Here is a 26,927-nt window from a genome sequence, read left to right on the forward strand (position 1 = left end):
AGACGCCAGATATGGCCGTCAAAGAGTTATGGATTTACCTGCTGGCGCACAACCTGATACGGATGCTCATGATGCAATCAGCTCTGTTAGCCGACTGCCTGCCTCGCGAGCTGAGCTTCAAACATAGCCTTCAGCTGTGCCTTGCGTGGAGGCAGTACGAGGCTCAAGAGCAAGAGGACAAAATGCTGAATCTGCTTGAGCTGATTGCCCAGAAGCGTGTCGGTAAGCGTCCAGGCAGGATTGAACCGCGCGCCATAAAACGAAGACCCAAGCCTTACCCCATGCTGATGAAAACACGTCGATCAGCAAGGGCCGAGGTCAGGAAGAATGGACACCCGAAGAAGGTTAAGTAAGTGCCATTCAGGACAGATTTATTTGTCCTCTATGTCTGTCCCGTCCTGAATAAGGTTTACACCATCTGATCTATTTTCAGGAGGGCGTAATGGAGACAGAAGCGAAAAGGGGACGAAGCGAAAAGGGGACAGATTCTGAGGAATCCCCGAACTTTCTTACGAAAAATCAAGAAGTTGGAATATTGAAGATACCTGCATGAGTCGGCAGCTTGTGTTGCACCACACAAAACAAGATCCCGCCCCATGCAGGCCATCCGATTCTTACACAGCGCGCTCGCTCAAGCACTTCCCGGTGTTCACTCTCGTCGCCTGAAAACGTTGATGTGTTGTGTCAGCGCATTGCTACGAGGACGTCGGCTCACTCTGACGGGGCTTGGTCGATTTTTACCGAGCAAAGCCTATCCCAAACACACCATCAAACGAGTGGATCGGCTGCTGGGTAATCGGCATCTGTAAACCGAGCGCCCGCTGTTTTACTGGGTCATGCTGCGAGCCCTGTTGGGCTCGCTCAAGCATCCATTGATCCTGGTTGATTGGTCACCCATTGATGCGGCTGGAGAGTTCTTTTTGTTGCGCGCAGCCATCCCTTTGGCGGGACGCTCATTCCCGATCTACGAGAGCGTTCATGAACGTGAGGGTTGTCCGAAATATCAAAAACGATTGCTACAAACGCTGGCCGAAATGCTTCCCGAAGATTGCGTCCCGGTCCTTGTGGCTGATGCAGGTTTTCGCCGGCCATGGATCAAAGCCGTCGAGGCGCAAGGCTGGTATTACGTGGGACGCGTGCGTAACCGGGATCTCTACCGAGCCGACGCAGACACTTGGCTACCCGTTAAAAACCTCTACGCTCTGGCATCGTCCTCACCGAAGTCATTGGGGCGGATCGAGATGACCCAAAGCGCTCCGCACATCATTCATCTGTACTGCGTTAGGCATTCGGCAAAAGGTCGCAAACACCAGCGTGTCACCGGATCAATCGCCAAAAACAAACTCAGCAGGCAATCGGCCAATCGTGAACGAGAGCCCTGGTTATTGGCTAGCAACCTGCCGGAAGATCAATGGAATCCATCGAAAATCGTGGCCATTTACAAACAGTGCATGCAGATAGAAGAAGGCTTCAGAGATGTAAAAAGTGAGTATTTTGGCGTAGGCGTCACTCGCCATCGGAGTCACTGCCCACGCCGAATCGAAGTACTTTTGCTGATCTCGGCTCTGGCTAATTACATCATTTGTTTAACGGGGTTGCAGGCCCGCGAGGCGGGCATGAGCGCCGTTTTCAAAGCAATAGCCTTAAACGCCGACGAGTGTTATCGCTATGGCGGCTGGGCCTGGAATACTGGCGTAGCGGACGCGGCTCAAACTCTCGAAAAACTTTGGAGAGACTTGAGCACGCGTTGCGAGCAGAGGTACATCAAGAGGCGCAGGCATTGGAATAGATTTGTGGGGATCCCTCAGGGGCAGATTTATTTTATGAGGTCAGAGGGAGTGGGTTTGTTGGCTTACTCGGTGTTTTAAAATAAATCTGTCCCCTTTCTCACTTTCTCGTCCCTTTCTCTACTGAACCGTTGCGATGACGTCACCGATGATGGCCTTCTCGGGCTGTCAAACCTCAGATTGCGATCACTCACGCTGGAACGCGTCGGCGAGCTGACGTCCCGTGGGATGGCGCACTTAAGCAGTCACCCCCTTGAGCAACTGTCCCTCGGCTGGAGCAGCGCAATCCTGAAGGACCCTGCATGGCTCTCCCACTTGAGCGCGTTGCGCTCCCTGAGCCTGGATCAATGTTACGCAACAGACGCCACGCTGCACGCCCTTGCGGGTCTGCCCATCGAACGGCTTTCGCTTCCCTCTTCGTATGTTTGCGAGGACGACCTTGAGATATTGGAAGGCATGCCACTCGCCGACCTGAATCTCAAATCTTCACGTCAAACAATTGAGCGGCTCGATGTGCTGCACGGATTTCCACTCAAGCGCCTGGGGCTCTCCGATGTGCAAGGCATTGATGCAGATACGTTGAGCGATCTGCATGGTTTGGAGTTGGAGTCCCTTGACCTGTCATTGAACGACCTAACTTGGAAGGAACTGAAACAACTCGCCGGCCTGCCACTGAAACGGTTGAATCTCAGCTTCTGTCGCGGTGTCGATGGCAAGCTTCTGCGCAAGCTCGTCGAGTTGGGTTTGCCGTTGGAGCAACTTGAAATAAGCGGCCTGGACCTGCTCGATGCTGACCTGGCCTGCTTGCGTGATCTGCCGCTGCGGCGCCTGGGTTTGTATGACAGCCCTTGGCTCACCGACGCCGGAGTGGCCCACCTTGTTCGGCTGCCGTTGAGTGATCTGACGATCTCGGCAGATCCCGGGGAATCGCGGATTACCTCAGCCGCAGTGCCGGTGTTGGAGCAATTGTCGTTGCAGACACTGTGGTTGCTGAACTGTTCCGGGATCAGTGTCGAGGGTTGGGATCGGTTGGCCAGGTTGCCGGCTCGCGTCAGCGGCCCGGGTATTTGATGCTCGCCGCAGTCTGGCTCTGTAGGTTCAAACCTGTGGGAGCAAGTTGTGCTCCCACAGGTTTACGCCGTTCAATGACTGACCCACATCAGGCCGAGCCCCAATCATGAACGGCCAGCTTTTACCAGTTGTAACTCAACTTCGCGGTCACTTCTCGACCCGGGTTGTAGTAGTTCGCAGTCCCCGAACCAACCACATGTTGCTCATCCAGCAGGTTACTGACGTTAACCGCCAGGTCAGTGCCTTTGAAGAGTTTGTAGTTAAAGGCCGCATCGAAGAGTGTCGTGCCATCGCTGGTGCCGGTGTTGGCCGCGTCGAAGTAGTAAGAGCCCACATAACGCGCGCCCAGGCCAACGCTGACATCGGTGTCGGGGATGTTGTAATAGCTCCACAGTGACGCGGAGTGTTTGGGGGCGGTGGCGAACTCATTTCCTTTGAGTGAACTGCCGTCGTACAAAGTACCGCGTAACACTTCGGACTCCATGTAGGAGTAGCCACCCACCAGGCTCAGATTTGGAGTCAGCTCAGCCTTGGCTTCCAGGTCCAGGCCGCGTACCCGTGATTCGCCAACGGTTTGCTGCTCGATGACACCGCTGGGCAGTACGACGGCGATGCTGACATTTTCCTGGGTCAGGTCGTAGACGGCCGCCGAGAACAGCGCGTCCATACCGATGGGCGCATATTTCACGCCCACTTCGTATTGCGTGCCCGTCTTCGGCACTACACCCACCGTTGGTGGTGAGACCGATTCGACCATGCTGACGTAGGTGGACACTTCGTCGTTGACGATATAGGTCAGCGCGCCGCGATAAGAGGTTTCCGAGAAATCATCCGACTCTTTTACGTTGTTGATATCGGTACTGGACAGATCCAACGAGTCGTTGCGTACACCGGCGGTGACGATAAAGCGCTCATAGAAGGACAGGTTCTGCTGCAGGAACACGGCCTTGGTTTTAGTATCCAGCTTGTTGTTGCTGTAGGGCGCTACTCCGCTGGGTACACCGGTGAACACGGGGTTGGCCAGGTCGATGGAGCCTGTTGTGGCATAGACGGAGCGTTCCTCGGTCGAAGAGTCGCCGTACTCCACGCCCACCAATGTACTGCTGTCGATGTTTTCGAAGCGGGCATCGTATTGCAGCATCAAGTTGCCGTTCAGTTGCTCGGCTTCGCTGTCAGTGCCAAAGATGTAACGCGGGACCGTGGTGCCGGTGCGGGTAGGGGAGTCGCTGAGGAACACATAGCCGAAATCATCGGTCAGTTCGCTGTAGCGCAGGTTGCTGCGCAGCACGAAGCCATTGTCGAAATCATGGCTGAAGGTGCCGCTGATGTTGGTACGTTCGACGTCGTGGAAGTTGTAGCTGGGCTCGCCGTAGAACTTGTCGCGGTCGTATTCCTTGTCCAGCGGGTAACCGCCGCTGTTGGGCGAGCTTTGGGTCTTCAGGTAGTCCACGATCACCGAGGCCGAGGTGAAGTCCGTGGGTGACCAGGTCAGGCCGCCCATCAGGAACTTGTTGTCGTCCCGTGAATGGTCGTATTCGCGATCACTGTCTTGCATCTTTGCCGTGAAGCGACCGGCCACGGTTTTTTCTTCGTTCAGAGAGTCCCCGACATCGATGCCGGTTTCGACATGGTCGAACGAACCGTAGGTGACGTAGCCCTGGCCGAACTTGTCGAAGCGCGGCTTTTTGCTGACAAAGTTCACCGAGCCGCCCGGGTCGGCCGGGCCGAACAGCGTCGAGTTGGCCCCGCGTATTACTTCAACTCGCTCATAGGCGAAAGGCTCTTCGCGCACACCGCGCATCGACCCCAGGGTCAGGCCGTCCCGATAGGTCGTGGCCTGGAAGCCGCGGATCTGGAAATAATCGTTGCGGTCGTCAGTGCCGTAATAGTCGGTAATGACTCCTGGCGTGTATTGCAGCAGCTCTTCGGTGGTGCTCACGCTGCGTTGTTTCATTTCCTTGTCGGTCACCACGGAAACCGAGGCGGGCGTATTGAGGATGCTGGTGGCCACCTTGCCGCCGACCCAGAGTTCCTGGGCCACCACCGAGTTGCTGTCCTCGGTGCCGTCGACCCTGGCCTTGGCGTTGACGAGGATGGGCGCGAGGCGATAGTCCTCAAGGTCGGCGTCCGCCTTGGGTTGCGGCGTCAGCAAGTAAGCGTTCGGGCCTTGCTGCTGTATCGCGATGTCGCTCCCCTGCAACAACGACGACAGGGCATCGGGCGTATCGAGTGTGCCGCTCACGCCCCGGGTATTGCGGTTCGCGACGCTTGAAGCGTCGAAGGAAAGACTGATACCCGCCTCCCGGGCAAAGCGGTCAAGCGCCGGTGCCAGGGGACCGGCGGGAATGTTCCACTGGTGCACCGGGTGGGTCTGCTCAACGGTCGAGGACTGCGCCAGGGTGGGTAGCGCATAGCTGCTGACGAGGACGCCGAAGATCGCACCGTGGATGGCACGATTCAGTAGATGACGCTGGGGAACCGGGGACGCACTCATTAACTCGCTCCGTGGAAAGGGGATCGGCAGATCGGCCTGTAGGTCGGCCTTTCTTACATGCCGAACGAGAATGAGAAATCACCTCATTTTTATTTGATGTTGATATGCGACGAAGAAAACACTTAGCTGGCGGCGTTCAACGTCACCCAATATTGGGTCCGATAATCGATCCGCAGGTGCAGTGACTGCGCAACCAATGCCAATACCTGGTCGGTGTCGGCGAGTTGAAAGGTGCCGGAAACACGTAGGTCCGAGACCTCTTCGGTGCAGCGCAACAGGCCCGGGCGATAACGCGACAAGGCCCCGATGAAATCACCGAGGCGCATGTTGCGTGCGCTGATCACCCCGTCACTCCAGCTCCAGACATCCAGGCCGTTATCCTTGAACTCACGAACGCCATCCGAGGTGAACAGCCGCTGATTGCCGGCCTGGACGGTGTCGTTGACCGCAAGGGTTTGACTGGATCCAGGAAACACCGTGACGGCGCCGCCCTGCACCGCGATGAGCGTCCCGTCGTCACGCTCGTATGCCAGGAACCGGGCATTCAGGGTGCGTATGAGGCCGTCGCGGGTTTGTACCCAGAACGGACGCGGTTGAGCCGAGCCTGCGTCCGGGCCGGTATTGACGATGATTTCGCCGCGCCGCAGAACGATCAGGCGCCGCTGTGCATTGAAATAGCTGTCGACTGCACTGTCGCTGTTGAGCTGGATAAGGCTGCCATCATCGAGTTGGAAGCGCTTCTGCTCGCCGGTCTTGCTGTGCTGCTGGGCCAGCATGGCCGGTAGTGGCGTGTAGTCGCGGCCCAGCCAGGCCGCGCCACCCAAGGTGGCCAATGCACCCAGTAGCTTGAGGCTTTGGCGCCGATGCAGGCCTGAGCGGGCGCCCTTGAGGGTGTGCCGGGCCAAATCAGGTGGCACGCCCGCGAAGTCATCGCCAAGCGCTTCCACGCGCTGCCACGCTAATCGATGTTCCGCACGCTGCTGCAGCCAGTGCTCGAAACTGAGCTGGGTTTGCTCATCGGCAGGATTGAAGCGCAGGCGTACCAGCCAGTGGATCGCCTGGTCGACCACCGCGGGATCCAGCGCTTGCGCTTCACTGTTCGGCATAACGCAAGCGATAGCAGTGTTGCAGGGCCTTGGCCAGGTCGCGTTCAACCGTAGAGCGGGAAACGCAGAGTTTTTCGGCTATTTGCAGGCAGGTCAGGCCGTCGAGCTGGGCGAGTAGAAAAGCCTCGCGAACCCTCGGTTTGAGCAGGTCCAGCAGGCGGTCGATCCGCTCGAGGCTATCAAGAATCAGCAAGCGTTCTTCTTCAGAGGGGGCCGCTTGTGGAGGGAGCAGCGCGAGGCTCTCGAAGTAAGCGCGTTCGAGCTCGCGACGGCGATACCGATCGATCATCAGTCCACGGGCGATACTGCTCAGATAAGCCCGGGGTTCGCGCAAGGGGCTCAATTGACGCGATTTGAGCAGACGTACAAATGTGTCCTGCGCCAGGTCCGCCGCGCTTTCGTGACAGCCGATGCGCCGGCTCAGCCAGCTGTGCAACCAGGAATGGTGGCTGCGATAGAGCAGGGTGAGGTCGGCATTGCCCAGTGTGTCGTTGCTGCGCATCAGCATCCCGGAAACATACATAATTGATAATGACTCGCATTATATTCAGGCGGCTGACGTCAGTGCAAATGTGTGGGAGCCGATGCGCCAGACGGGTCCTGGTATCCGAGCCCTGATAGGAATAGGCAAGGCTGCAAGGCAAACCGGCATAGGTGTCGAGGTTCTGCGTCGCTAGCATGGCCTCGTTCCCACTTTATTGGAGGCTCGCCATGAGCAGCAGAAAAACCCTATTCATCACCGGCGTCAGCAGCGGCCTGGGCAATGCCCTGGCGCGGGAAGCGCTTGCGGCGGGCCATCGGGTGATCGGCACCGTGCGCAGTGAAGCGGCGTTGCAGGCCTTCGAGGCACTGTCCCCGGATCAGGCCCATGGCGTGCTCCTGGATGTCACTGACTTCGAGCGGATCGACAGCGTGGTCGCCGCCACACAAGCCAGCCACGGCCCGGTCGACGTGCTGGTCAACAATGCCGGCTATGGCCATGAGGGCATCTTCGAAGAGTCACCGTTGCAAGAGATGCGTCGCCAGTTCGACGTCAACGTGTTCGGCGCGGTGGCGGTGACCAAGGCCTTCGTGCCTTATTTCCGCGAGCGCCGCGCCGGGCATATCCTCAACATCACCTCCATGGGCGGCACCATCACCATGCCGGGCATTTCCTTCTACTGCGCGAGCAAGTTTGCGCTGGAAGGTATCTCCGATACGCTGAGCAAGGAATTGCTGCCGTTCAACATCTTCGTGACCGCCGTGGCACCGGGCTCGTTTCGCACCGACTGGGCGGGACGTTCGATGCAACGCACTCCGCGAAGCATTGCCGACTACGACGCCAGTTTCGACCCGATACGCAAGGCGCGAGAAGAGAAAAGCGGCAAGCAGCCGGGTAATCCACAGAAGGCGGCCCAAGCGATGTTGCAACTGATCGACAGCCCGACACCGCCGGCCCACTTGCTGCTGGGCAGTGATGCCCTCAGCCTGGTGCGCGACAAGCTGAGCCGCGCGGCCAGGGAGATCGATCAATGGGAAGCGCTGAGCCGTTCGACGGACGATTGAATGGCAAGCAAGAGGCACGTCAATGACCCAGGTTGATGCCTGCACCGCGCGCATGGTGCGGTTGATGGAGAAGCTCGCACCGGTAGAGGGCTACAACCTCAGCGCGCTGGAAGACATCCGTTTTCTGCGTTCGAACCGACCGCTGACGCGCACGCCGGTGTTGTATGAGCCCGGCATCGTGATCCTGTGCCAGGGGCGCAAGCGGGGCTATCTGGGCGACGACGTTTATGTCTATGACGCCCAGCATTACCTGGTGGTGTCTGTCCCGGTTCCCTTCACCATGGAGACCGACGCCAGCGCCGCGGAGCCCATGCTGGCGGTTTACATGCGCCTGGATCTGCAACTGGCCAGCGAGTTGATGTTGCAAGTGGACGAAACCCTGGGCCCCAGCGACGAGCAACCCAAAGGCATGTACGCCTCGCCCATGGACGACTTGCTGCGCACCTCGACGCTGCGTTTTCTGGAAGCCATGAGTCGCCCGGGCGAAGGGCAAATCCTGGGACCTTCGCTGATACGGGAAATCTACTATCGAATCCTGACCGGCGAGCAGGGCGGTTCGATGCGCGCCGCGCTCAGTCGCCAGGGACACTTCGGCAAGATCACCCGGGCGATACGCAAGATCCACAGCTGCTACCACGAGCATCTGGACGTCGAAACACTCGCCCACGAAGCCAACATGAGCATCCCCAATTTTCACCTGCACTTTCGCAGCGTGACGGACTCCACGCCCATGCAGTACTTGAAATCGACACGCCTGCACCAGGCGCGATTATTGATGCTGCGCAACACCATGAGCGCCTCGACGGCGGCGTTCAACGTCGGCTACGAAAGCGCCTCGCAGTTCAGCCGCGAGTTCAAGCGCCTGTTTGGGCGAACGCCTCAGGCAGAGATTGAATGGATGAAGGCGACTTATGCGTTGCCGGCGCCGGTGGGGCCGTCGGTTTATGTGTCGTCGCATTAGGCATCAAAACGGCAACCTCTGTTCGGTGAATCCTCTCGCAGGTCGGACAAGAGCTGGTGGTTTTCAGAAGATTTGTATCAAAAGTTTACTCCGTGCCTGAGACTGCGGTTGCGTCACTTTTCCGGGAACTTTTCTTTCTTGAAAAGTCGGAGTCCTCGGTTATATTGGCTCGCGACAGGACGCCATTACGCCTTGGCGTACCTGGAAACAGCTAGACAAGGAGCAAGTCATGAGCCAGAAGATCCAGCAGGGTGCGACCGCACCCAACCATCAAGACAGCGAAAAAGTACTTTTCAGCAAGGAAGAGTTACAGGTCTTGAGCGACGCCATTCAGAAGTCCAAGACCCGTGTATCCGAAACCAAGGCTGCAAGCTGCGCGTACCACCGTTGAGCTGACCCCGAAAAAGCAAGAAAGTCCTTTCTTGCTTTTTCGCTTTTCGGGTAGTGAGTATCCAGTTGTCATCCAGGGAGGAGGTGGACATGCGGGCGATCTTTATCGGCCATCAAACGTGGCTCGTGGAGCATGGAAGCACCAGAATCCTGATTGACCCGCTATTGTGTGAAGACTTCGGTCTGGTCGACGAGCACCGGATCGAGATCTATCCTCCGCGCACTGTCGATGCCACGGCACTGTCCGATGTAGACCTGATTTTCCTCAGTCACGAACATTCCGATCATTTCGATATCCAGTCGCTGAACCTGTTGCCACGTTCCGCCCGGTTTGTGGTGGGGGCGACCATTGTCGAACCGGTCAAGCAATGCATCCGCGACCTCGGGTTCACCCTTACGCAAGTCAACGACACCGAGCCGATGCGGGTTGGCGACCTGAACCTGCGCTTCTACCCGGCGGATCCGAAGACCGCCTTCTGGGAAAGCCGGGTCACCCAGGTGCATATCGAGGAGGCCGAACAGCCTGGCACTGGCATCTTCATTGCCGTGGACGCGTTGGTGTCCGAAGTGTTCAAGACCGATATCGTCGAAGGACGATTGACACCGCCTAAGCTGGTGATCGTCTCGAACAACTCCAGGGTATCGCCCCCGGGAGCTTTTCAGTCCCTGGAAAACTGGGGTAAGAACGCGAGTGACAGCAACCGTAAGGTCGGTCCGCTGGGGATCGGTGTGCTGAGCGCCGTGCTGACCAGTTACATGGACGATTTTCCGGTGCAGCCCGAGAACATAGCCCTTTGCGGCGGCGGGTTCATCAAACGCCTGGGCGGGTTCGCCGCTTTCCCGTTTTCCGACCAGCCGACATTGAGCCGGTTGGCCAATCGACTCAGCCTGGACACCAATATTGTCGGCCTGCTGCCAGGCGAAGCTTTTGCCCTGGATCCTTATTCCGGGCCGCAGGCGGTTATCGACTGGGTCCAGGTGGACAAGGTGCAGCACAACTTGCTGATCGAGGAGCTGGACCAGTTCATCAAGGCGCGCAAGACCGTCGAGGTGGTCGCTTCGGTGCGCCCGGACGTGCAGGACGCCGAGTCGTATGACGAGCTGCTGCGGCGCGCGGAAGCCGAGCTGCAGCGCCTGGCGAAAAGCCTGATGCTGTTCATCACCGGGCGCAAGGTATTGGCGATGTCTCATTACAAGGGACGCAAGCTCGGGCCGAAAAGAATCGTTTTCAGTTTTGCCTCGCATGCCCTGGGGCGTCAGGACAGCTATGCGCTGAACCTCATCAGCGGCCAGTTCGAGGCTGAGGCGCACAACCAGCTTGAATCGCTGGTGGCGCAGTATCCCTTCGGCGTATGCCTGCCCCTGGTGGACTTCATCGGCATGGTCGAGGGGGATCTGCAGATCTGGGACATCGTGGGCGTTTCGGTCCAATCATGGTTCGAGAACGGCATCTTCGACGGCCTGATCCCGTTCTTCTACAGCTATTACGGCGAGAACGGCAGCCCTGAGCTATTGGCGAAAATCATCGGGCGCAGCATGCGTAACCTGGAGGTGTGCCCATGAAGCTGACGATGATCGGCCACGAAAGCTGGTCGCTGCGGGCTGGCGATAGCCATGTATTGATCGACCCGGTGCTGGGTGGTGGCTTCGGTTCCGATGCCGACCGGCAGTTCACGATAGTCCCGGCGCGCAACGTCGATTTGCAGCGCATGCCGGCGGTGGACGGCATTGTCTTGACCACCGAGCACCTGCAGCATTTTCACCCGGCCTCATTGCGCCGCTTATCATCGGACTACGGATACTTGCTCAAACACAAAGTGGTCTATGTCCCGGAACTGTTTCCCGGCGCGGCCGAGGCGATTGTCCGCGCCTGCGGTTACGAGGTGCGGCGGGTTGATACTCAGGCCGAGTTCTTTATCGGCTCGCTGAGCCTGCGCTTCTACATGCCCTGCACAGAGGTACTGTTTTGGGACAGCCGGGTAGCATCGCTGCATGTCGAGCATCGGGGGCGCGAGGCGGTGTTCATCCAGTCCGATACCCGCATCGCCGACGCTTACTTTGCCGATGTCAATAGTGGAGCCATTGCCTGGCCTCAGGTCATGGTGATGACCAATAATTTTCAGGGCAGTGGGGCGCAAGGGCCGATCGGCCTGGACAACCTATTGCCGGTGCCCGACCAACGCTACACCCGGGTGTCCGGCTTGCGTCTGCTGGACGAAATCGTACACAAGCCGATGCGCCGACTGAACCAGGTGCCGACCTTGATCCTCGCGGGCAATGGTTATCGCGATCCCTTTGGTAAAATGCATCACCCCTGGTCGAACCTCGAACTGGCGCAGATCTGCAGTGAACTGTCGTTGTTGCGGGCGGTGCACTCACTGATGCCCGGCGAAAGCTTCGACGTGGCGGCGGCACGGCCTGGCGAACCGGCGGACTGGATCTGCGCATCCGAGGAACAGGCAGGGTTCCGTCCGGCGAAAGGGCGACGCCGGACGGTCTCGCTCGACACACAGCGGATCAAGGCCCATCTCGATGAAATGGCCAGGACCTGGCTGATTACCCGCTACGGTCAGGTGCTGATGACCCAGAGCAACTACTTGGGGCGCCCCGTTGGCCCGTGCCGTGCGGTGCTGCAATTGACCCGGGACGACGGCATCGGCCAACAATGGCTGCTGGACGTGTCCAGGGTCGAGTTCGTCGAGGTGCCGGACGAAGGCGCGGGGGCGATCAAGCGTTATCCCTACGGCATCCGTGTCGACCATGACGATTTCTGCCAGTTGCTTCTCGGCGAATTGCAGATATGGGAGCTGCTCAATCTGTCGGCATCGCAGTGGTATGTCTGCGATCGCTATGACAGCCCGCTTGCGTTCTGGCTCGAGTATTACAACGAGCAAGTGGACTATGGACGTGCCTTGCGCAGTTATGAAATGTCCCTGGCGACTGCGCCATGAGCGGGCAAATAGCCTTTGACCATGTGCATCTGGAGCTCCTCGGCTCCGCCCAGCTGCAGTTGCAGCAACAGGCGCTCGCCGAGTTGTTGGCCGAGAGTTATCAGGTTCTGCAGGTACTCGGCCAGTCGGTGAAGTCGCTGGTCTGCTCGGGCCTGTGCATGGCCTCGGGCGAGCAGGTGGTGATAAAGCGTTACTTCGACGAGGAGGCCTATGCCGCTGAAGCCAGCGGTTATTTGCTCTTCCGCTCGGGGCCGATCGCAGGCGTGCGATATCAGGATGCGCGGCATCAGGTACTGGTGCTGGAGTTTCTCCAGGGCCGTTTGCCCGGTCCGGCCGATCTACCTGAAGTGATTGCGGCCTACGCAGCGATGCATGCCACGGCCCTGGCGAATATCCAGCGCGTCATGGGGCACCGCAGTACCCCTGAGTTTATCGATCCCTGCCTGTCGTCCCGCTGTCGTTTCCCCTCGTTCGACTTGCAGGGCATCAGCGTCGGTGACTGCAAGCCGGAGCATCTGCTTGTTACCGTGGAGGGCGTGCGTGTCCTCGACCTGGAGACTCATTCCCTGCAACGCAGCGTTTGGTTCGACATCTTGTCCTTGAGCCGTTTCCTGGGGGCGAGCTCGGCATTTTCATGGACTCTGGAGGAATGGGTGGCCCATTACTGCGAATGCCGGGAGATTCCCGCCCACTATTACGATCTGCAGAAAATCCGAGACTGCCTGCAGCGCGTACAGGCCCTGGAGTCGGGTCGGGTGTACTGCGAGGAGGCGCGGCCGTGAACTGGATGTATTGTTTTACCCCGGCATTGCGCTATCGGACGGTCGCTCGTTCCGAAGGGCGAGCCTTCGTCGATGGTTTTTTCGGCCTGGCCTTCAGCCTTGCGCCCTGGGCGGTCAGCGCTTATGTACTTGTGTCGTTGTTGCAATACAGCGTGCCGCTGTTGTTCATCTACAAGCTGAGCACCCTGGTGGCGGCCCAAGGCGCTGCCGATGTCGTGCTGGCGGATACAGCGCTCCTGGCGTTCCTGGCCATCAGTGGGTTCTTGCTGGTGGTGAGCGAGCTCAATCTGGAACGCTACATCTCCCTGAGGTTATGCCGCGAGTTCGAGCGCCTTCTGGTGCGCAAGATGCAGCCCGGGGTAGAGGTGTCGGTGCTGGAACGGGTGGTGTCGCGGGATTTCAGCGTCATTCTCGATGGTATCGGTGCTAGCGTTAACCTGTTGGCTATTCCGGTTTTCCTGCTGCTTTCAATCCTGCTGGCGTTGCTGGTCTTCGGCACGGCAGGGTTCTGGGCGGTTGCGGTGATCGGTATGTTCCTGCCGCTTTCCTATCTGCTGTCCAGGCTCGCGGACCGCAACTACGAGCGAATCATGGATATGACGGCGCAGCGTATCGAACAATGTTCGGCATGGTTGCGCCAAGGACCGTGGCTCAAACAGTTCGCCGACCATACGGCCTTGCAGAGCATCGAGCGGACACTGGTGGACGAACGCTCCCTGCGCAACCTAGATACGCTGCTACGCGGCGCCGACAGCTACATCATCGGTTTCGGCCGCTTGATTCCTTTTGTCTTGCTGGGGCTGTTGGGTACCTCGGAATCGGCCATGGTCTGGGACGGGGCGATTTTCTGGCTAAGCATTCCGTTGCTGGCGGCGGTGCTCGCGCTGCCCCGCTCCTATGTGAGTTACAAGGCCGTCGGCCGCTCCCTGGAAGCACTCAATGGCCTGTATCAGAATTCCTCCAGGCATCCGGTATTGCTACCCGATGTTGCCGATCAGGCGCGCGGCGTGATCGAGTTCGACGCCGACTGGCCGATCTGGCCCGCGACGCTGGTCGAACTGATTCCTGGTCCACTGGAGAGCCAGCGCGAGGACCTGCATGCGTTGCTGGGCGCTTTCCGGCTGGTACCCGAGCTGGGACAGGACCCACAGCAGGTTCTGCAACTGCCTATCGAGCTGGACGCGAGCAACCTATCTGCCGGACAGCGCCTGCGCCTGCAGCTGCTGCGCGGTGTGTTTCTGGCCCGTATCCAGGACGGGACCCTCAGTGTCGACCACGACTTTTCGGCGTTGGACGCCGCCGCCGCGCTGGCAGTGAAAGAGGCCTTGGAACGCCTGTCCTGGGTCAGCTTCAGCCCCTCGGCCGCAAGAGCGATAGCGCAGCGTGAGGCCCTGCCGGCGGAGATCGCTGAGCGGACGGCTTCGACGGTGCCGGCCGGCCCCCCGGCGCTGGACCGCTTCAGTCTCGGCGATCTGTTCAAATATTGTTGCTGGGGGGGACTGATGTTGTTGGTGCCGGCACTGATGATGAGCTATGCGGCCAACCTGACGCTGCCAGAGGCAGGTTTCTCGCCCTGGCAGGTTCTGTTGTATGCCGTGGTCGGGGTAGGGGCAGGAATAGCTGCCGGGCTGTTTATCGAAAATCTGTTGCGCAGCCGCTTTTCCCGCTTGTTCATCGATGGTCTGCGGGACATCCGGGTTACCGGCCTGGCCGATGCGCTGCAGGTGGTTTCTCGCGATGTCACCACGACATTCGAACGCATCGCCTGGTATGCCCACGACATTGCCTGGATTTTCGCGCTGTTGCTGTGCAATGGCGTGGCCTTGTGGATGGGGTTCGGCCTGTTCGGGGTCGCGGTGGCGCTGCTGTTCAGCGGCCTGCTGGCGGTGTTGTACCGGCTTTCGATCAACGAGCTGTATCGGACCCGGGTGGAGAGCGTCAAGGGATTCGACTCCCTACTACGCTCGGCCCATGTGGCATTTTCCATTTCCCGGGCCGGTGGCGTGGGTTTCGAACGCCTGGGTGAATGGCTGGCGCTCACCCAGCGGGGTGCGATAGCCGAGGGGCTGAAGAGTTTCTACACCACCCGCATGCGCAGCGTGATCACTCGCACAGTCACAGCGGCCAGTTGCACCTTGCTCAGTGACCTGGTGATTGTCCTGGTGGTCTTGATGGGCAGTCTCTACCGGACAAGCGATTCGGCTTTTGTGCTCGCGGTCACAGCTTTGCTGCTAGTTCGTTCCGACCTGGCCAATGTATTTCTGGCCATCACGGGGTTCAAATCTCAGTCGGTGTCGGTGGAGCGCCTGCAATATTTTGCCCGGCCCAAAAGTTCGGTAGCAGTGGCTATCGCCGGGCAGAGCCTGAGCATCGCGCCCTTTGTCGCTCAACGTGCCTATCGTGCCCTGACCCTGGAACGGGGCCGGTTGTATTCGCTATCGGGGCACTCCGGCTCCGGCAAGAGCGAGTACCTCAAGGGCGTGGCCGGTATCACCGACGTGACCATTGAAGACGCGGGCGTGACGCAGGCCATGACATCACCCCGTTATTACCTGGACAGCAATGCCCTGGCGCTGCTCGGCGATGAGCTCGGAGCAAGTGATTGGCTGGATACCTGGCTGAGCACCTTGCCAGAGGACCGCCACCATCTGGTGTTGCTGGATGAGCCGTTCAGGGGGTTGCGCGCCGAGCAACTGGCCGAGCGTGTGCAAGCGTTGCGCCGTTACGTCGAGCGTAGCGGCAACACCCTGGTACTGGTGGATCATCGTTGCCGGCTGGAGCATGACATTGAGCTCGGCGAGCTGGCTCGTTGATTATCCGGTGCAAGGAAAGACTCATGCGTGAGCCAGTGCTGTACCTGGGCGACCGGGGGTTTCTCAAGCGTTACGGCAGTCCCTACTCGACGCAACAGGTCGAGGGGATCGCGCGCTGGGTCCTGGCCAGTTCCGGCCTGGGCATGGCCAGTGGCGACTGGCCCACGGCTAAGGCCGTCAGCAGTGCCTTGGCGGGTGGCCTAGGAACACGGCATATCTATCATTCACGGTTTCTGCTGCGAGTGACTGAGCAGGCCACGGGGCAGAGCGTCAGTGTCCGTCAGGTCCAGGCCAACCCGACGTATTACTACACAGCCCCTGGCTATACCTTCGCCGCCGATGCGCAACAGATAGCCGAAGACCTCGATATCGTCCGCTGCTGCCAGCCTGGCTTGGTAACGCTGGGGGGCGACTGGCTGGACATTTTGCTCGCGCAACAGCAGTACGCGTTGCTCGAGGCGATCCTGCGGCAGATGGAGGCGGCCATTCCGGCGGCTTCCCGGATTCTCCTGGGGTTCCATCCCAGTGCCGGCTTCTTGCAGGTGTTGAGAGAGCGATCGTTCGCTGGCGCTGCGGTGCCGGTCAACCTACTGAACATGCAATGCGCGACTTACGCCGATTACTTGCGCCAGATCAAGGCCCGATCGCGTCTTTACGCCGTGCATTGCCTGGCGGGCGGCGATATTCCCTTGGCGCCTGCGCTGGACTACGCCTTTCATCATCGGCAGGTCGACGCTTGTATCGTCGGCGCTACTCGTACTCGGCATATCGAGGCATTGGCGGCCTGCGAGGCTGGCTTCAGGAGTTCGACGAGATGAACGTGATTCTAATGCGTCGTGCGCGGCAGTCTGACGAGGCGTTATTGCAACACCATCTGCAGACGCTGCAGCGTGCGCATAGCGACCTGCTAGTGCTGTCCGGCCGCTCGGCCTGCTATGCCCCGGTCTTGGACCTGGCTGATAGCCTTGGGATCCAGACCCTCGTCCTCGAGCAGGAGTTCTACGATCCGCAGCAGGTTCATGGGGCCCACAAGGCGGAGTGGTTGTTCGATCCCTATTCTGATCGCTACGGCAGCCCGAGCCTCAACACGCTCTATCATGCATTTGCCATCGAACTGGAAGCGATTCTCCGTCGGCACAGCCAAAGAACACTGGTGATCTATCTCGACCAGTTGCTGTTGGAAATCGCTTACGCCGTGCTTGCCGGTCTACCCCTGCAGGCGTTGCAGGGTTTTTCGCTGTACCTCGAAGAACTGAGTATCGCGATCCTCGCCAGGATTCCGTTCAAGGGCGGATTCCAGACCCTGCTGCTGAAATCAAATGTAACGCCGGCGCAAGCGTTCATCGGCAGGCCCGAATTGAAACTGGTGAGGTGACGCCACGAGACTGTTGGCGTGATCGCCGAACCTACGCTGAGTGAAGAGAAAAGGAGTGCTTATGGATCCGCAACGCAAGGACTATCTGGCGACAGAGGCGGTTTACACCAGCGATTCGCTGCGCATCGGCGACGAGTACGTCATGCATGAATGGGAAAGGCCACTGATTCGCAGAATGGTCGAGGACCTCAAGATCGCACCGGACGACCGGCTGTTGGAAATCGGCTTCGGCATGGGCATCTCGGCCAGCATCCTGCAGGAATTCGGCCCGGCGTCCCATACCATTGTCGAGCCCCATCCACAGGTGCTGGACCGGGCCGAGCGCTGGAAGGGCGCGCGCACGAACATTCAGTTACTCCCCGGCTACTGGCAGCAGCTTGATACCGGCCCCCAGCGTTATTCGGCGATATTCTTCGATCCGTTCGCCGATGACATGGCGGCGGTTGACGATGAGAACCTCAGGTTCCTCAAGTTCGCCGCGCAGTCACTGCTCGACGATGGCGGGCGCCTGTCGCTGTTCTGCATCCGGCCCTTGCTGCCGCCGGAGTACCAGCGTGTGATGTTCGAACACTATCGCCGGGTGGAAATCAGCTCAGTGCGGGTTGATCCCAGGGATACCGCCAACCCGACGGCGGACCTGGAAGGACGAATGATTTCAGTTGTGTTGCACAAATAAGAAAAAGCCGAGTCTGCCATCCGGGCCTGCTCGCCGGACGTGTTTGGCTAGACATAAGAAATTAAGCCATCAGTAACAATAAAGGTGATAGCGATGAACAACCTTACGGCGCGTCTTGGCCTGGTCGGCCTCCTGTGGTTTTTTGGCAACCAGGCATGGGCTCAGACCCAGGCCCCGACAGCCCCGGCTCCGGCTCCGGCTGCAACCTCCACCAGCAAGGCCATGACCATCATTTTCGAGCCGCCCAAGGGCCAGGAAGAGGCGTTCCTGAATACCTTCGTCACCTCCCAGGCCAAGTACATGCAGACCTATGCTGGCAAGTCGAAGGAGGGGGTCAAGGTGATCAACCTGATCCCAACCGAGCTGGGCGAGCCGCTGATCCACCTGATGATCTACCGTGACTCGGCGACCTTCGAGCGGGCCAAGCAGATATTTGCTTCGCGCGAGGCCATGAGCGGCTATATCGACGGCCATGTGAAAGCCTATGGCGGTTACCAAATTCCCAAGGAGTACCTGCGTCACACCAAGGTGTACATGAGCAACGTACTCACTGAGTAATCGATGGGATGACTCGGCCGACGCGGTGCGGCGGCCGATACAAGGCACAGGGAGAGTCCAGGCTATGCGCGTGGTTATCGGGTCGTTGTTGATCGGCCTCGTTTTTGCGGTTCCCAGTCTGCAAGCCGGCAGTCGTGGCGACTCCTTCATGTTGAGCAACGGTTGCATCAATTGCCACGGTTTCGAGGGGCAGCGCACGCCGGGGGCGATTCCTTCGCTGGCCGGCCAGTCCGAGGCCTACCTGTACAAAACCCTGGCGGCTTATCGCGACGGTACCCTCAAAGGCACCATCATGAACCGGGCGATGAAAGGGTACGACGACCAGACGCTCAGACAGTTTGCCGAGTATTACAGCCGCCTGCCGAAAAACTCGCTGGGGGCGACCGTGCCCCAGGCACACGAGCAGGGTGAGCAGCTGTATGCGCAACACTGTTCCAGTTGCCATGAAAAGCAGGCGGATACGCCGTATGTGAAAGGCCAGAATGTGCAGTATATGCAAGGAGTGCTGAAGGATATGGCCACAGGCCAACGAACGATGCCAGAGGAAATGGCCAGCGCGATGTCCGCCCTCAAAAGCGAGGAATTGCAACAGCTTCTGGGGTTCCTGCAAGGTTGCGCGCAGGAGGCTCCATGTCGATGAACCCACAACGCAGGCTGTTGCTCAAGTGGCTGGCCACCGGTATCGGAGCTTCTTCGATCCAGGCCCTGGCCAGACCGGTGGTGCCTGTGGCAGCCCGCTCCTATGCCGTGGTGGTGATCGGCGGTGGTTTTGCCGGCGCAACTTTCGCTCGTACTCTCAGGCGTCTGGATGCGAACGTCGGTATCACTCTGGTCGAGCCCAGCCGGCAGTATCACTGCTGTCCGCTGGGGGTCGAGTACCTGGTGGGCAAGCGGGACGAAGAAACCCTGATTTTTGGTTACGAACAGCTACGTGCCGAGGGCATCGAGGTGGTGCATCAGAAGGGGAGCTTGATCGACGCCAAGCGCAAGCAGGTCAGGCTCGCCGACGGTTCGGTACTCGGCTACGACCGCTGCGTAGTGGCGACGGGCATTGGCTACAAGTACGACAGTATCGCTGGTTACAGCGAGGCGGTGGCCAGTCGTGTCCCCCATGCCTGGGGCGGCGGTGAGCAACTGCGTTTGCTTCGTCAGCAACTGGAGGCCATGCCCAACGGCGGCAATGTGCTGATTTCGGTACCGGTGGACGACTACCGCTGCCCGCCCGGGCCATATGAACGGGCCAGCCTGATTGCCGATTATCTCAAGACCCACAAACCCGATTCGCGGGTGATAGTCCTGGATGCCAAGCCGCGATTCGCCAAGCAGGCGCAATTCGAGCAGGCCTGGAAACGTTTATATGGCTATGGCAGCGAGCAGGCCAACATCCAGTGGATTGGTGCCTTGCAGGGTGGGACCGTGTACGGTTTCGACGAAGCCAAGGGGCAGTTGCTGACCGAGGGTGGTCCGGTCAGCGGCCAGGTGATCAACATCATAGCGCCCCAGCAGGCTGATGATTTTTCACGGCACAACGGCTTGGCCGCAGAACATGGCTGGTGTCCGGTCAACACCCAGACCCTGGAATCCCTGCTAGTACCGGATGTGCATGTGATTGGCGACGCGGCCTACGCCGAGAAACTGCCCAAGTCGGCCTTCGCCGCGACCTGCCAGGCCAGGGTCTGTGCCTTGGCCATCCATAGCCAGATGCACGGCCTGGCGCTGCTCAAACCGCAGTACATGAATGTCTGCTACAGCCTGTGTGGCGACAACTACGGTATCTCGGTGCTGCTCCACTACCAGCATGACGCGACCAGCAACGTCATCGAGATCCAGACCTTGCTAGTCACGCCTCTGGACGCCAGCGATGAGGATTACCGTCGTGAGGCACTGTCGGCCTACAGCATGTTCGACAGCCTCGTCAAGGAGGCATTTGGCTAGGCCCGCGGGCGTAAGGAGTGCTACGGGCTAGGGGCTGCATACACCAGATTTCTTCCCGTCGACGATCAGGGCGAAGCTAACGAAGCCGATAAAACATTGCGTTGAGTTTTTCGAAGATTTTCCAATGCGCTCATCACAGATTAGTGAGCGCGTCTCCGTCTCTTCGAGCATCCGGACGTCGAAACATTCGCCCAGAGGAGCGATGGTGGGTCGCGCCAGCGCTGGTGCTGCCCGGATACAAAAAAGGCACTGGCGATAGGCGCCTTCCAACAGGTCGTCTTTACCTATTTTCGCTGCTCCAGAGAAGGCCGGCTTTATCTGGAAGCATCGCCAAAATCCGCAGTCTTTAAAAAAGCCATGAACGCTCGTAATGCTGCCGATTGGTGGCGACGGCTTGGGAAGTAGAGGTAAACAGCCTCCTGAGGACAAGACCATGAGGGGAGGACCTGCGACAACCTTCTCGATTCGAGAAGGCCGGCCACATACGCGGCAGGCGCGTTAACGATCCCCAATCCCCGCAGAGCTAGCTCGATTTGCGATGCCAGATCGTGAACAATCATGCGTGTCGGCGGGACGATTTGTACCACCTCGCCCGCAGATTCCAAGGTCCAGGGGATGATCAAGCCATCGATTTGACTGCGACACATGATCGCGCGGTGATCGAGCAGATCGTCGGGATGCTTCGGTATCACGTGGTCGCGAAGATAAGCTGGGGATGAGACGAGCACGGCTTCCGACTTAGACGCAATGGGCACCGCCACCATATCCTTATCAATGCAATTGCCATAGCGTAAACCCGCGTCATAGCCTTGTTTGACGATGTCGATAAGCCGCGCCTCAACGGCAATTTCGAGCTCAGTATCGGGGTAGCTATTCTGAAACGCCTTCAACGCGGGTGCGATGAATGACTCAAACGGCGCGCGTGGCATCGTGAGCCGCAAAGGGCCGGTGGGTCGTCCTGCCCGACCCGATACCTCTTCCGCGGCTTGCCGCAACTGCGACCGCGCAGGGCCCGTCGCAAGCAAATAGTCGTTCCCAACTCCAACAAAAAAGCATGGTTTTCACTGTTTTCAGCGTCGCGCGGACAGCTGTTGTGGCGCCAAAAATGCATCGTGGAAATAGTTACGAAACGCCTGCATCGCCGGGCTGAATTCGCGCTCGCGATGCCACGCCAGTCCGACACTCATCGGCGTCACCTTATCGGTGACTGTCAGGGTTTCGATGCGTTTTCCTTCCAGTGACCAGGGGCGGTGCACCAGGTCCGAGAGGATTGCCACGCCGCTGCCATTGGCGACCATGCTGCGCACCGCTTCGACTGAACTGGTACGCACCCGCACGTTTGGCTGTTGATGCGCATGTTCCCAATAGCGCATGGCGCTTTGTTCGGCTTCGTCGACGGTCAGCAGGATGTAGGGTTCTTTCGCGACGTCGGCGAGGCTGACCGCCGAGCGTTCGCACAACGGATGGTGGCTGGGCAGCCATAACCGCCGTTCGGAGTTGAAGAGAATCTCTGAAACGATGTCCGGGTGCGTGAGGTTGGCGGTGAGCACCACGGCCATATCGAAACGACCTTCCAACAAGCCTTGCTCAATGGCTTGCCGTTCCTGTTCATGAACTTCAATCGCCACGTCCGGATGCCAGTGTTCCAGGCGCTGCAAATGGTGCGGGAGGAAATAACCGATCACTGTGTAGCTCGCCGCCAAGCGCAACACGCCGCTGGCGCGGATGTCCGGCAACGGGCTGTTCAACGCGTCATCGACGCTGCGCAAAATCACATAGGCTCGATTCAAAAAGTGCCGCCCGGCGTCGGTCAGGCTCATGCCCTGGGCCGAGCGCTGGAACAACAGCGTGCCAAGGATGCCTTCCAGTTCCTTGATCGCCGTGGTCACCGCCGACTGGGAAATATTCAGATGAATCGCGGCTTGAGAGATTTGCCCGATCTCGGCGGTGGCGACGAAATAGCGGACTTGGCGCAGGGTCAAGGACATGAGCACTCCGGGCGACGGTGTATCTGTTTTTCAGAAGATGGCCTATCTGATAATAGATCTTCCCAAGGGGGTAGGGAGGAATCTAACTTGGCCTTCACGAAGTCACAAGCGTCGGGAGCAAGCGTCATGCAGGCAGTAGACTTCAACTCGGACATGGGCGAAGGCTTTGGTCCCTGGACCATCGGCGATGGCGTCGACAATGAGCTGATGGGGTTTATCAGTTCGGCCAACATCGCCACCGGTTTTCATGCCGGCGACCCTGGCACCATGCGCCGCACCGTCGAGCAGGCCAAGCGCCTGGGCGTGGCTATCGGCGCGCATCCGGGGTTTCGCGACCTGGTTGGTTTTGGCCGTCGGCACATCAATGCGCCGGCCCAGGAACTGGTCGACGACATGCTCTATCAGTTGGGCGCCCTGCGTGAACTCGCCCGGGTTCAAGGCATGGCCCTGCAACACATCAAACCCCACGGCGCGCTCTACATGCACCTGGCCCGCGACGAAGAGGCCGCGCGTTTGCTGGTGGAAAACCTCCAGCGCCTGGAGCCGGAATTGCTGTTGTATTGCATGCCCGATTCGGTGATCTGGCGGGTCGCCACGGAACTTGGCCAACCGGTGATCCGCGAATTCTACGCCGATCGCGAATATGACCTCAGCGGCTCCATCGTCTTCACTCGCAACGTGCGGGCCTACGACCCGGCCCATGTCGCCGAGCGAGTGCTGCGTGCTTGCCAACAAGGCGTGGTGCGCACCGTCGAGGGCGAAGACCTGGCGATCGAATTCGATTCCATCTGTTTGCACAGCGACACACCGGGCGCCCTGGCGTTGGTCGAAGCCACCCGTCATGCGCTGGGTGGCGCGGGCATAGAGGTCCGAGCACCGCGCTGAGACCGAACGAAAACACCTGGCACATAGACGCCAGGGTTTGCCCACCGATTCACTTTTTGCCTGCCTTTCTATAACTATTCCAAGAGGAACAGACATGGCTGAACACACTGTAATCACCCCATTGCCGGGAACCTTCTACCGTAAAGCCTCTCCGGAATCGGCGAACTTCGTCGAGGTCGGCGCGCAGGTCAGCGCCGACACGGTCATTGGCCTGATTGAGGTCATGAAGCAGTTCTCCGAACTGACCGCCGGGACGGCTGGTCGCCTCAGTGCCTTCTTGGTGGAAGACGGTGATCCGGTGGAGCCGGGTCAAGTCGTCGCAACACTCGACGACGAGTGAGGGGGCGATCATGACCCAAGCCATTCGTAAACTGCTGGTCGCCAACCGTGGCGAGATTGCCGTGCGGATTATCCGCGCCGCCAAAGAACTGGGCATTCCCACCGTTGCGGCGTGCAGCGAGGCGGACGTCGATTCCCAGGCCGCGCGCATGGCCGATGAGGTGCACATTCTTGGCCCGGCCCGTGCCGACAAAAGTTACCTGAACGTCGAGGCCTTGCTCGGCGCCTTGAAAGCCACGGGCGCCAACGCGGTGCATCCCGGTTACGGCTTTCTGTCGGAGAACGCCGATTTCGCCGAAGCGGTGGTGGCTGCCGGCGCCATATTCGTCGGCCCGAGCGCGGAGACGATCCGGCGCATGGGCGATAAAGCCGAGGCACGGCGTACCGCACAAGCCAATGGCGTACCGGTGGTGCCGGGTTCGCCGGGTGAACTGTTCGACGTCGAGTCTGCGCTGAAGGCTGCTCAATCCGTTGGCTTCCCGTTGTTGATCAAAGCTTCGGCCGGTGGCGGCGGGCGCGGTATTCGGCTGGCGGAAAACGCCGAGCAACTGAGCGAAGAATTTCCCCGTTCCCAGCGCGAAGCCCAAGCGGCGTTTGGCAATGGCGCTGTGTACCTGGAGCGATTTATCAGCCGGGCTCGGCATATTGAAGTGCAGGTGTTGGGCGACGGTCAGCACGCGGTGCATTTGTTTGAGCGCGAGTGTTCGCTGCAACGACGCCGGCAGAAAATCTTTGAAGAAGCGCCGTCGCCAGTCCTCAGCCAGCAGCAACGGGAAATCCTCTGCGAAAGCGCCGTGCGCCTGACCGAATCGTTGGGCTACAAGGGGGCAGGCACCCTGGAATACCTGTATGACGACGCCACTGGCGAATTCTTCTTTATCGAGATGAACACGCGGATCCAGGTGGAGCATCCGGTCAGCGAACTGATCACCGGCATCGACCTGGTCCAGGCCATGTTGCGCATCGCTGGCGGCGAGCCGCTGGGCTTCAAGCAAAGTGACATCCGACTCAACGGCGCCGCCCTGCAAATGCGCCTGAACGCTGAGGACCCGGCGCGGGATTTCTTCCCGAGTCCAGGCCTGGTCGAGGAACTGATCTGGCCGAGCGGCGCGGGCATTCGTGTCGATACGCATCTGTATCAAGGCTACCGTGTGCCGCCGTACTATGACTCGCTGCTGGCCAAACTGATTATTCACGGTGCGGATCGCGCCGAAGCCCTGGCCCGAGCGCGAATGGCGGTGGCGCACACCACGCTCACCGGCATGGCCAACACCTTGGCGTTGCACGGTGAATTGCTGGAGCAACCGTGGCTGCACAGCGCCGACTTTCACACCGGCACTCTGGAAACCTGGTTGGCCGAGCGCCGCAGCGGAGGTGAAGCATGAGTACTCCCATCCGCTACAGCTTTGGCGCCGATGAGCATTTGTTTGCCGAAGTCAGCGACAGCATGTCCCTGGACGCATTCTTCAAAGGCTTGGCCGTCACCCGCGCCGTGGAACAGCAGGCGCTGGATGGCGTGCTCGATATCTGCCTGGCCAACGCGTCATTCCAGATTCGTTTCGACCCGGATCGCATCGCCCCTCACGCCTTGCTCGAAGCGGTAAAAATCGCCGAGGCCGGAGCCGTTGCCGAGCGCACGTTGCAGACACGAATTATCGAGATTCCAGTGCTCTACAACGATCCCTGGACCCACGAAACCCTGATGCGTTTTCGCGACCGCCATCAAGACCCGAGCGCCACGGACCTGGAATACGCCGCCCGAATCAACGGTCTGGCCGACGTCGATGCATTCATCGCGGCCCACAGTGGCGCGCCGTGGTTTGTCTCGATGGTTGGCTTCGTTGCCGGGCTGCCGTTCATGTTCCAGATGGTCGAGCGCGAGCGTCAGTTGCAGGTGCCCAAGTACCTGCGCCCGCGCACCGACACACCAAAATTGACCCTTGGTCACGGCGGTTGCTTTGGTTGCATTTACTCGGTGCGTGGCGCCGGCGGTTATCAGATGTTTGGCGTCACCCCCGCGCCGATCTACGACCCGCAACAGAACCTCGCGTACCTGAAAGAACACATGGTGTTTTTCCGCCCGGGCGACATCGTGCAGTTCAAACCGATGGACCGTGAAGCCTACGACCACGCGGTGGCCGAAGTGGAAGCCGGTTGCTTTGATCTGCGGATTCGGCCAGTGGAGTTTTCGCTGGACGCGTTCCTCGCCGATCCCGTTGGCTATCCCAAGTCGTTGCAGGAGGTGTTGGCATGATCAAGGTCCTCAAACCCGGCCTCGCCACTTCGGTACAAGACCTGGGCCGTGAAGGGTATTACCACTTGGGCATTCCGCCGTCCGGCGCGCTTGATCAATACGCCTTGAGCGCGGCCAATCAATTGGTCGGCAACCCGGCAGGTCTGGCGGCGCTGGAATGCACGCTGCTCGGGCCTGAGTTGGAGTTTCAGCAGGATGCATTGGTGGCGGTCAGCGGCGCGCACATGACGCCACGGGTCGATGGCGTGGAAATGCACCACGACACCGCGTTCACCGTGAAGGCCGGGCAAGTGCTGCGCTTTGACTTTCCCAAGGCGGGTGCCCGCGCTTATGTGGCGGTGGCCGGCGGCATTGATGTGCCGGTGGTGCTCGGCAGTCGCTCCACCTATGCGCTCGGCGCGCTGGGCGGTTTTCAGGGGCGACGCCTGATTGCAGGCGACGAATTGCCGATGGGCATCGCCAGTGGCAAGAGCCGCGCCGGGGTCAGTTTGCCCATGGCGTTACGGCAATCGTTGGGTGGCGAAATCACCCTGCGGGTGGTGCCCGGTTTGTACGACCACCGCTTGACCGAAGCGGCGGCGAAGAGCTTTTTCGCCGAGCCGTGGACGGTCGGTTCGGAGGCCGACCGCATCGGCTATCGCTTCAAGGGCGGCAGCGCGCTGAGCTTTCAGCCCCGGGAGCAGCCGTTTGGCGCCGGTTCCGATCCTTCGAACATCGTCGACAGTTGCTACCCGATCGGCTCGATCCAGGTGCCCGCCGGGCTCGAACCCATCGTGCTGCACCGTGATGCGGTGTCCGGTGGCGGCTACGCGATGATTGGCACGGTGATCAGCGCCGACCTCGATTTGATCGGCCAGATGCAACCCAACCAGAAGGCCCGCTTTGTCGCGGTAACCCTCGAAGAGGCGCTGCAAGCGCGACGTTCCTATAAGAAAAAGCTCAGCTGCCTGAGCAAGCGGTTCCCTTCCTGATTCTGCCCGCCGTCTAGCGCGGGCCATGCCAAACGGTACGCCAACG

General features: G+C 59.6%; 24 protein-coding genes and 2 pseudogenes. 21 read left to right on the forward strand and 5 right to left on the reverse strand.

The features are described from left to right. The 3 genes and pseudogenes from BM317_RS15440 to BM317_RS15450 form a co-directional block, all read left to right on the forward strand. Positions 1-353, forward strand: a pseudogene (locus BM317_RS15440) (IS4 family transposase); the annotation flags it as partial. 483 nt (positions 354-836) lie between these two features. Continuing rightward, the gene (locus BM317_RS15445; RefSeq protein ID WP_256574151.1) at positions 837-1,868 is read left to right on the forward strand and encodes an IS4 family transposase; all 1,032 of its coding nucleotides are present in this window, start codon (positions 837-839) and stop codon (positions 1,866-1,868) included. 42 nt (positions 1,869-1,910) lie between these two features. Further along, positions 1,911-2,858, forward strand: a pseudogene (locus BM317_RS15450) (leucine-rich repeat domain-containing protein); the annotation flags it as partial. 121 nt (positions 2,859-2,979) lie between these two features. Here the strand turns inward: BM317_RS15450 and BM317_RS15455 are convergent. The 3 genes from BM317_RS15455 to BM317_RS15465 all read right to left on the reverse strand — a co-directional run bounded on the left by BM317_RS15455 (position 2,980) and on the right by BM317_RS15465 (position 6,960). Continuing rightward, positions 2,980-5,352, reverse strand: coding sequence for a TonB-dependent siderophore receptor (locus tag BM317_RS15455; RefSeq protein ID WP_092474903.1), 2,373 nt, complete (start codon positions 5,350-5,352; stop codon positions 2,980-2,982). Positions 5,353-5,474: 122 nt separating this feature from the next. Then, the gene (locus tag BM317_RS15460) at positions 5,475-6,458 is read right to left on the reverse strand and encodes a DUF4880 domain-containing protein (RefSeq protein ID WP_092474906.1); all 984 of its coding nucleotides are present in this window, start codon (positions 6,456-6,458) and stop codon (positions 5,475-5,477) included. After that, complete coding sequence (locus BM317_RS15465) at positions 6,445-6,960, reverse strand: sigma-70 family RNA polymerase sigma factor (RefSeq protein ID WP_060743083.1); 516 nt, start codon at positions 6,958-6,960, stop codon at positions 6,445-6,447. The genes BM317_RS15460 and BM317_RS15465 overlap by 14 nt, the downstream gene beginning before the upstream one ends. A gap of 209 nt (positions 6,961-7,169) precedes the next feature. Between BM317_RS15465 and BM317_RS15470 the strand changes: the two genes are divergently transcribed. The 13 genes from BM317_RS15470 (at position 7,170) to BM317_RS15525 (ending at position 20,444) form a co-directional block, all read left to right on the forward strand. After that, positions 7,170-8,003 carry an oxidoreductase gene (locus tag BM317_RS15470; RefSeq protein WP_092474908.1) on the forward strand — a complete coding sequence of 278 codons (834 nt, stop codon included), beginning with the start codon at positions 7,170-7,172 and terminating at the stop codon, positions 8,001-8,003. A 22-nt stretch (positions 8,004-8,025) separates the two neighbouring features. Then, positions 8,026-8,964 (forward strand): AraC family transcriptional regulator, encoded by a 939-nt coding sequence (locus BM317_RS15475; protein WP_092173190.1) that lies wholly within the window; start codon positions 8,026-8,028, stop codon positions 8,962-8,964. Positions 8,965-9,193: 229 nt separating this feature from the next. Continuing rightward, positions 9,194-9,355: a hypothetical protein gene (locus tag BM317_RS30720; RefSeq protein ID WP_170842363.1), complete on the forward strand. Its 162-nt coding sequence runs from the start codon at positions 9,194-9,196 to the stop codon at positions 9,353-9,355. 89 nt (positions 9,356-9,444) lie between these two features. Next, positions 9,445-10,917 carry an MBL fold metallo-hydrolase gene (locus BM317_RS15480; protein WP_092474910.1) on the forward strand — a complete coding sequence of 491 codons (1,473 nt, stop codon included), beginning with the start codon at positions 9,445-9,447 and terminating at the stop codon, positions 10,915-10,917. Then, complete coding sequence (locus BM317_RS15485; protein ID WP_092173197.1) at positions 10,914-12,305, forward strand: MBL fold metallo-hydrolase; 1,392 nt, start codon at positions 10,914-10,916, stop codon at positions 12,303-12,305. Before BM317_RS15480 ends, BM317_RS15485 begins: the two co-directional genes overlap by 4 nt. Continuing rightward, positions 12,302-13,087, forward strand: coding sequence for a hypothetical protein (locus tag BM317_RS15490; RefSeq protein WP_092474912.1), 786 nt, complete (start codon positions 12,302-12,304; stop codon positions 13,085-13,087). Before BM317_RS15485 ends, BM317_RS15490 begins: the two co-directional genes overlap by 4 nt. Next, a complete protein-coding gene (locus BM317_RS15495) occupies positions 13,084-15,900 on the forward strand; it encodes an ATP-binding cassette domain-containing protein (RefSeq protein ID WP_092173203.1) in 2,817 nt (938 codons plus the stop codon). Before BM317_RS15490 ends, BM317_RS15495 begins: the two co-directional genes overlap by 4 nt. Before the next feature lie 23 nt (positions 15,901-15,923). Beyond that, on the forward strand, positions 15,924-16,718 hold the full coding sequence (locus tag BM317_RS15500) for a hypothetical protein (RefSeq protein WP_092173205.1): 795 nt from the start codon (positions 15,924-15,926) through the stop codon (positions 16,716-16,718). After that, entirely contained in the window at positions 16,715-17,275 is a 561-nt protein-coding gene (locus BM317_RS15505) for a hypothetical protein (protein ID WP_092474915.1), read from the forward strand. Before BM317_RS15500 ends, BM317_RS15505 begins: the two co-directional genes overlap by 4 nt. Positions 17,276-17,336: 61 nt before the next feature. Further along, the gene (locus BM317_RS15510; RefSeq protein ID WP_092173211.1) at positions 17,337-17,951 is read left to right on the forward strand and encodes a class I SAM-dependent methyltransferase; all 615 of its coding nucleotides are present in this window, start codon (positions 17,337-17,339) and stop codon (positions 17,949-17,951) included. 93 nt (positions 17,952-18,044) lie between these two features. Continuing rightward, positions 18,045-18,509, forward strand: coding sequence for a hypothetical protein (locus BM317_RS15515; protein ID WP_092474919.1), 465 nt, complete (start codon positions 18,045-18,047; stop codon positions 18,507-18,509). A 64-nt stretch (positions 18,510-18,573) separates the two neighbouring features. Further along, positions 18,574-19,149, forward strand: a complete 576-nt coding sequence (locus BM317_RS15520) for a c-type cytochrome (protein ID WP_092173217.1) — start codon at positions 18,574-18,576, stop codon at positions 19,147-19,149. Then, positions 19,140-20,444: an FAD-dependent oxidoreductase gene (locus tag BM317_RS15525; protein WP_092474922.1), complete on the forward strand. Its 1,305-nt coding sequence runs from the start codon at positions 19,140-19,142 to the stop codon at positions 20,442-20,444. Before BM317_RS15520 ends, BM317_RS15525 begins: the two co-directional genes overlap by 10 nt. 314 nt (positions 20,445-20,758) lie before the next feature. Here the strand turns inward: BM317_RS15525 and BM317_RS15530 are convergent, their stop codons facing one another. Continuing rightward, positions 20,759-21,469 carry a LysR substrate-binding domain-containing protein gene (locus BM317_RS15530; RefSeq protein WP_368665050.1) on the reverse strand — a complete coding sequence of 237 codons (711 nt, stop codon included), beginning with the start codon at positions 21,467-21,469 and terminating at the stop codon, positions 20,759-20,761. 45 nt (positions 21,470-21,514) lie between these two features. Beyond that, positions 21,515-22,432 (reverse strand): LysR family transcriptional regulator, encoded by a 918-nt coding sequence (locus tag BM317_RS15535; RefSeq protein ID WP_047882404.1) that lies wholly within the window; start codon positions 22,430-22,432, stop codon positions 21,515-21,517. A gap of 126 nt (positions 22,433-22,558) precedes the next feature. On the opposite strand from BM317_RS15535, the gene BM317_RS15540 reads away from it, so the two are divergent. The 5 genes from BM317_RS15540 (at position 22,559) to BM317_RS15560 (ending at position 26,881) form a co-directional block, all read left to right on the forward strand. Then, positions 22,559-23,317 carry a 5-oxoprolinase subunit PxpA gene (locus BM317_RS15540; RefSeq protein WP_092474927.1) on the forward strand — a complete coding sequence of 253 codons (759 nt, stop codon included), beginning with the start codon at positions 22,559-22,561 and terminating at the stop codon, positions 23,315-23,317. 94 nt (positions 23,318-23,411) lie between these two features. Next, positions 23,412-23,657 (forward strand): acetyl-CoA carboxylase, encoded by a 246-nt coding sequence (locus BM317_RS15545; protein ID WP_092474930.1) that lies wholly within the window; start codon positions 23,412-23,414, stop codon positions 23,655-23,657. Positions 23,658-23,667: 10 nt separating this feature from the next. Further along, entirely contained in the window at positions 23,668-25,041 is a 1,374-nt protein-coding gene (locus BM317_RS15550; protein WP_092173232.1) for an acetyl-CoA carboxylase biotin carboxylase subunit, read from the forward strand. Then, on the forward strand, positions 25,038-25,910 hold the full coding sequence (locus BM317_RS15555) for a 5-oxoprolinase subunit B family protein (protein WP_092173235.1): 873 nt from the start codon (positions 25,038-25,040) through the stop codon (positions 25,908-25,910). The genes BM317_RS15550 and BM317_RS15555 overlap by 4 nt, the downstream gene beginning before the upstream one ends. After that, on the forward strand, positions 25,907-26,881 hold the full coding sequence (locus BM317_RS15560; RefSeq protein WP_092474932.1) for a 5-oxoprolinase subunit C family protein: 975 nt from the start codon (positions 25,907-25,909) through the stop codon (positions 26,879-26,881). The genes BM317_RS15555 and BM317_RS15560 overlap by 4 nt, the downstream gene beginning before the upstream one ends. Positions 26,882-26,927 lie beyond the last annotated feature (46 nt).

The sequence above is a fragment of the Pseudomonas sp. NFACC24-1 genome, from assembly GCF_900115235.1.
GTDB lineage: Bacteria > Pseudomonadota > Gammaproteobacteria > Pseudomonadales > Pseudomonadaceae > Aquipseudomonas > Aquipseudomonas fluorescens_AA.

What these genes read in the sequence shown, in the direction of transcription:
- BM317_RS15445 (WP_256574151.1), top strand. Translation starts at nt 837, where the DNA reads ATGCTGCGAGCCCTGTTGGGCTCGCTCAAGCATCCATTGATCCTGGTT.
- BM317_RS15455 (WP_092474903.1), bottom strand. Translation starts at nt 5,352, where the DNA reads ATGAGTGCGTCCCCGGTTCCCCAGCGTCATCTACTGAATCGTGCCATC.
- BM317_RS15460 (WP_092474906.1), bottom strand. Translation starts at nt 6,458, where the DNA reads ATGCCGAACAGTGAAGCGCAAGCGCTGGATCCCGCGGTGGTCGACCAG.
- BM317_RS15465 (WP_060743083.1), bottom strand. Translation starts at nt 6,960, where the DNA reads ATGCGCAGCAACGACACACTGGGCAATGCCGACCTCACCCTGCTCTAT.
- BM317_RS15470 (WP_092474908.1), top strand. Translation starts at nt 7,170, where the DNA reads ATGAGCAGCAGAAAAACCCTATTCATCACCGGCGTCAGCAGCGGCCTG.
- BM317_RS15475 (WP_092173190.1), top strand. Translation starts at nt 8,026, where the DNA reads ATGACCCAGGTTGATGCCTGCACCGCGCGCATGGTGCGGTTGATGGAG.
- BM317_RS30720 (WP_170842363.1), top strand. Translation starts at nt 9,194, where the DNA reads ATGAGCCAGAAGATCCAGCAGGGTGCGACCGCACCCAACCATCAAGAC.
- BM317_RS15480 (WP_092474910.1), top strand. Translation starts at nt 9,445, where the DNA reads ATGCGGGCGATCTTTATCGGCCATCAAACGTGGCTCGTGGAGCATGGA.
- BM317_RS15485 (WP_092173197.1), top strand. Translation starts at nt 10,914, where the DNA reads ATGAAGCTGACGATGATCGGCCACGAAAGCTGGTCGCTGCGGGCTGGC.
- BM317_RS15490 (WP_092474912.1), top strand. Translation starts at nt 12,302, where the DNA reads ATGAGCGGGCAAATAGCCTTTGACCATGTGCATCTGGAGCTCCTCGGC.
- BM317_RS15500 (WP_092173205.1), top strand. Translation starts at nt 15,924, where the DNA reads ATGCGTGAGCCAGTGCTGTACCTGGGCGACCGGGGGTTTCTCAAGCGT.
- BM317_RS15505 (WP_092474915.1), top strand. Translation starts at nt 16,715, where the DNA reads ATGAACGTGATTCTAATGCGTCGTGCGCGGCAGTCTGACGAGGCGTTA.
- BM317_RS15510 (WP_092173211.1), top strand. Translation starts at nt 17,337, where the DNA reads ATGGATCCGCAACGCAAGGACTATCTGGCGACAGAGGCGGTTTACACC.
- BM317_RS15515 (WP_092474919.1), top strand. Translation starts at nt 18,045, where the DNA reads ATGAACAACCTTACGGCGCGTCTTGGCCTGGTCGGCCTCCTGTGGTTT.
- BM317_RS15520 (WP_092173217.1), top strand. Translation starts at nt 18,574, where the DNA reads ATGCGCGTGGTTATCGGGTCGTTGTTGATCGGCCTCGTTTTTGCGGTT.
- BM317_RS15525 (WP_092474922.1), top strand. Translation starts at nt 19,140, where the DNA reads ATGTCGATGAACCCACAACGCAGGCTGTTGCTCAAGTGGCTGGCCACC.
- BM317_RS15535 (WP_047882404.1), bottom strand. Translation starts at nt 22,432, where the DNA reads ATGTCCTTGACCCTGCGCCAAGTCCGCTATTTCGTCGCCACCGCCGAG.
- BM317_RS15540 (WP_092474927.1), top strand. Translation starts at nt 22,559, where the DNA reads ATGCAGGCAGTAGACTTCAACTCGGACATGGGCGAAGGCTTTGGTCCC.
- BM317_RS15545 (WP_092474930.1), top strand. Translation starts at nt 23,412, where the DNA reads ATGGCTGAACACACTGTAATCACCCCATTGCCGGGAACCTTCTACCGT.
- BM317_RS15550 (WP_092173232.1), top strand. Translation starts at nt 23,668, where the DNA reads ATGACCCAAGCCATTCGTAAACTGCTGGTCGCCAACCGTGGCGAGATT.
- BM317_RS15555 (WP_092173235.1), top strand. Translation starts at nt 25,038, where the DNA reads ATGAGTACTCCCATCCGCTACAGCTTTGGCGCCGATGAGCATTTGTTT.
- BM317_RS15560 (WP_092474932.1), top strand. Translation starts at nt 25,907, where the DNA reads ATGATCAAGGTCCTCAAACCCGGCCTCGCCACTTCGGTACAAGACCTG.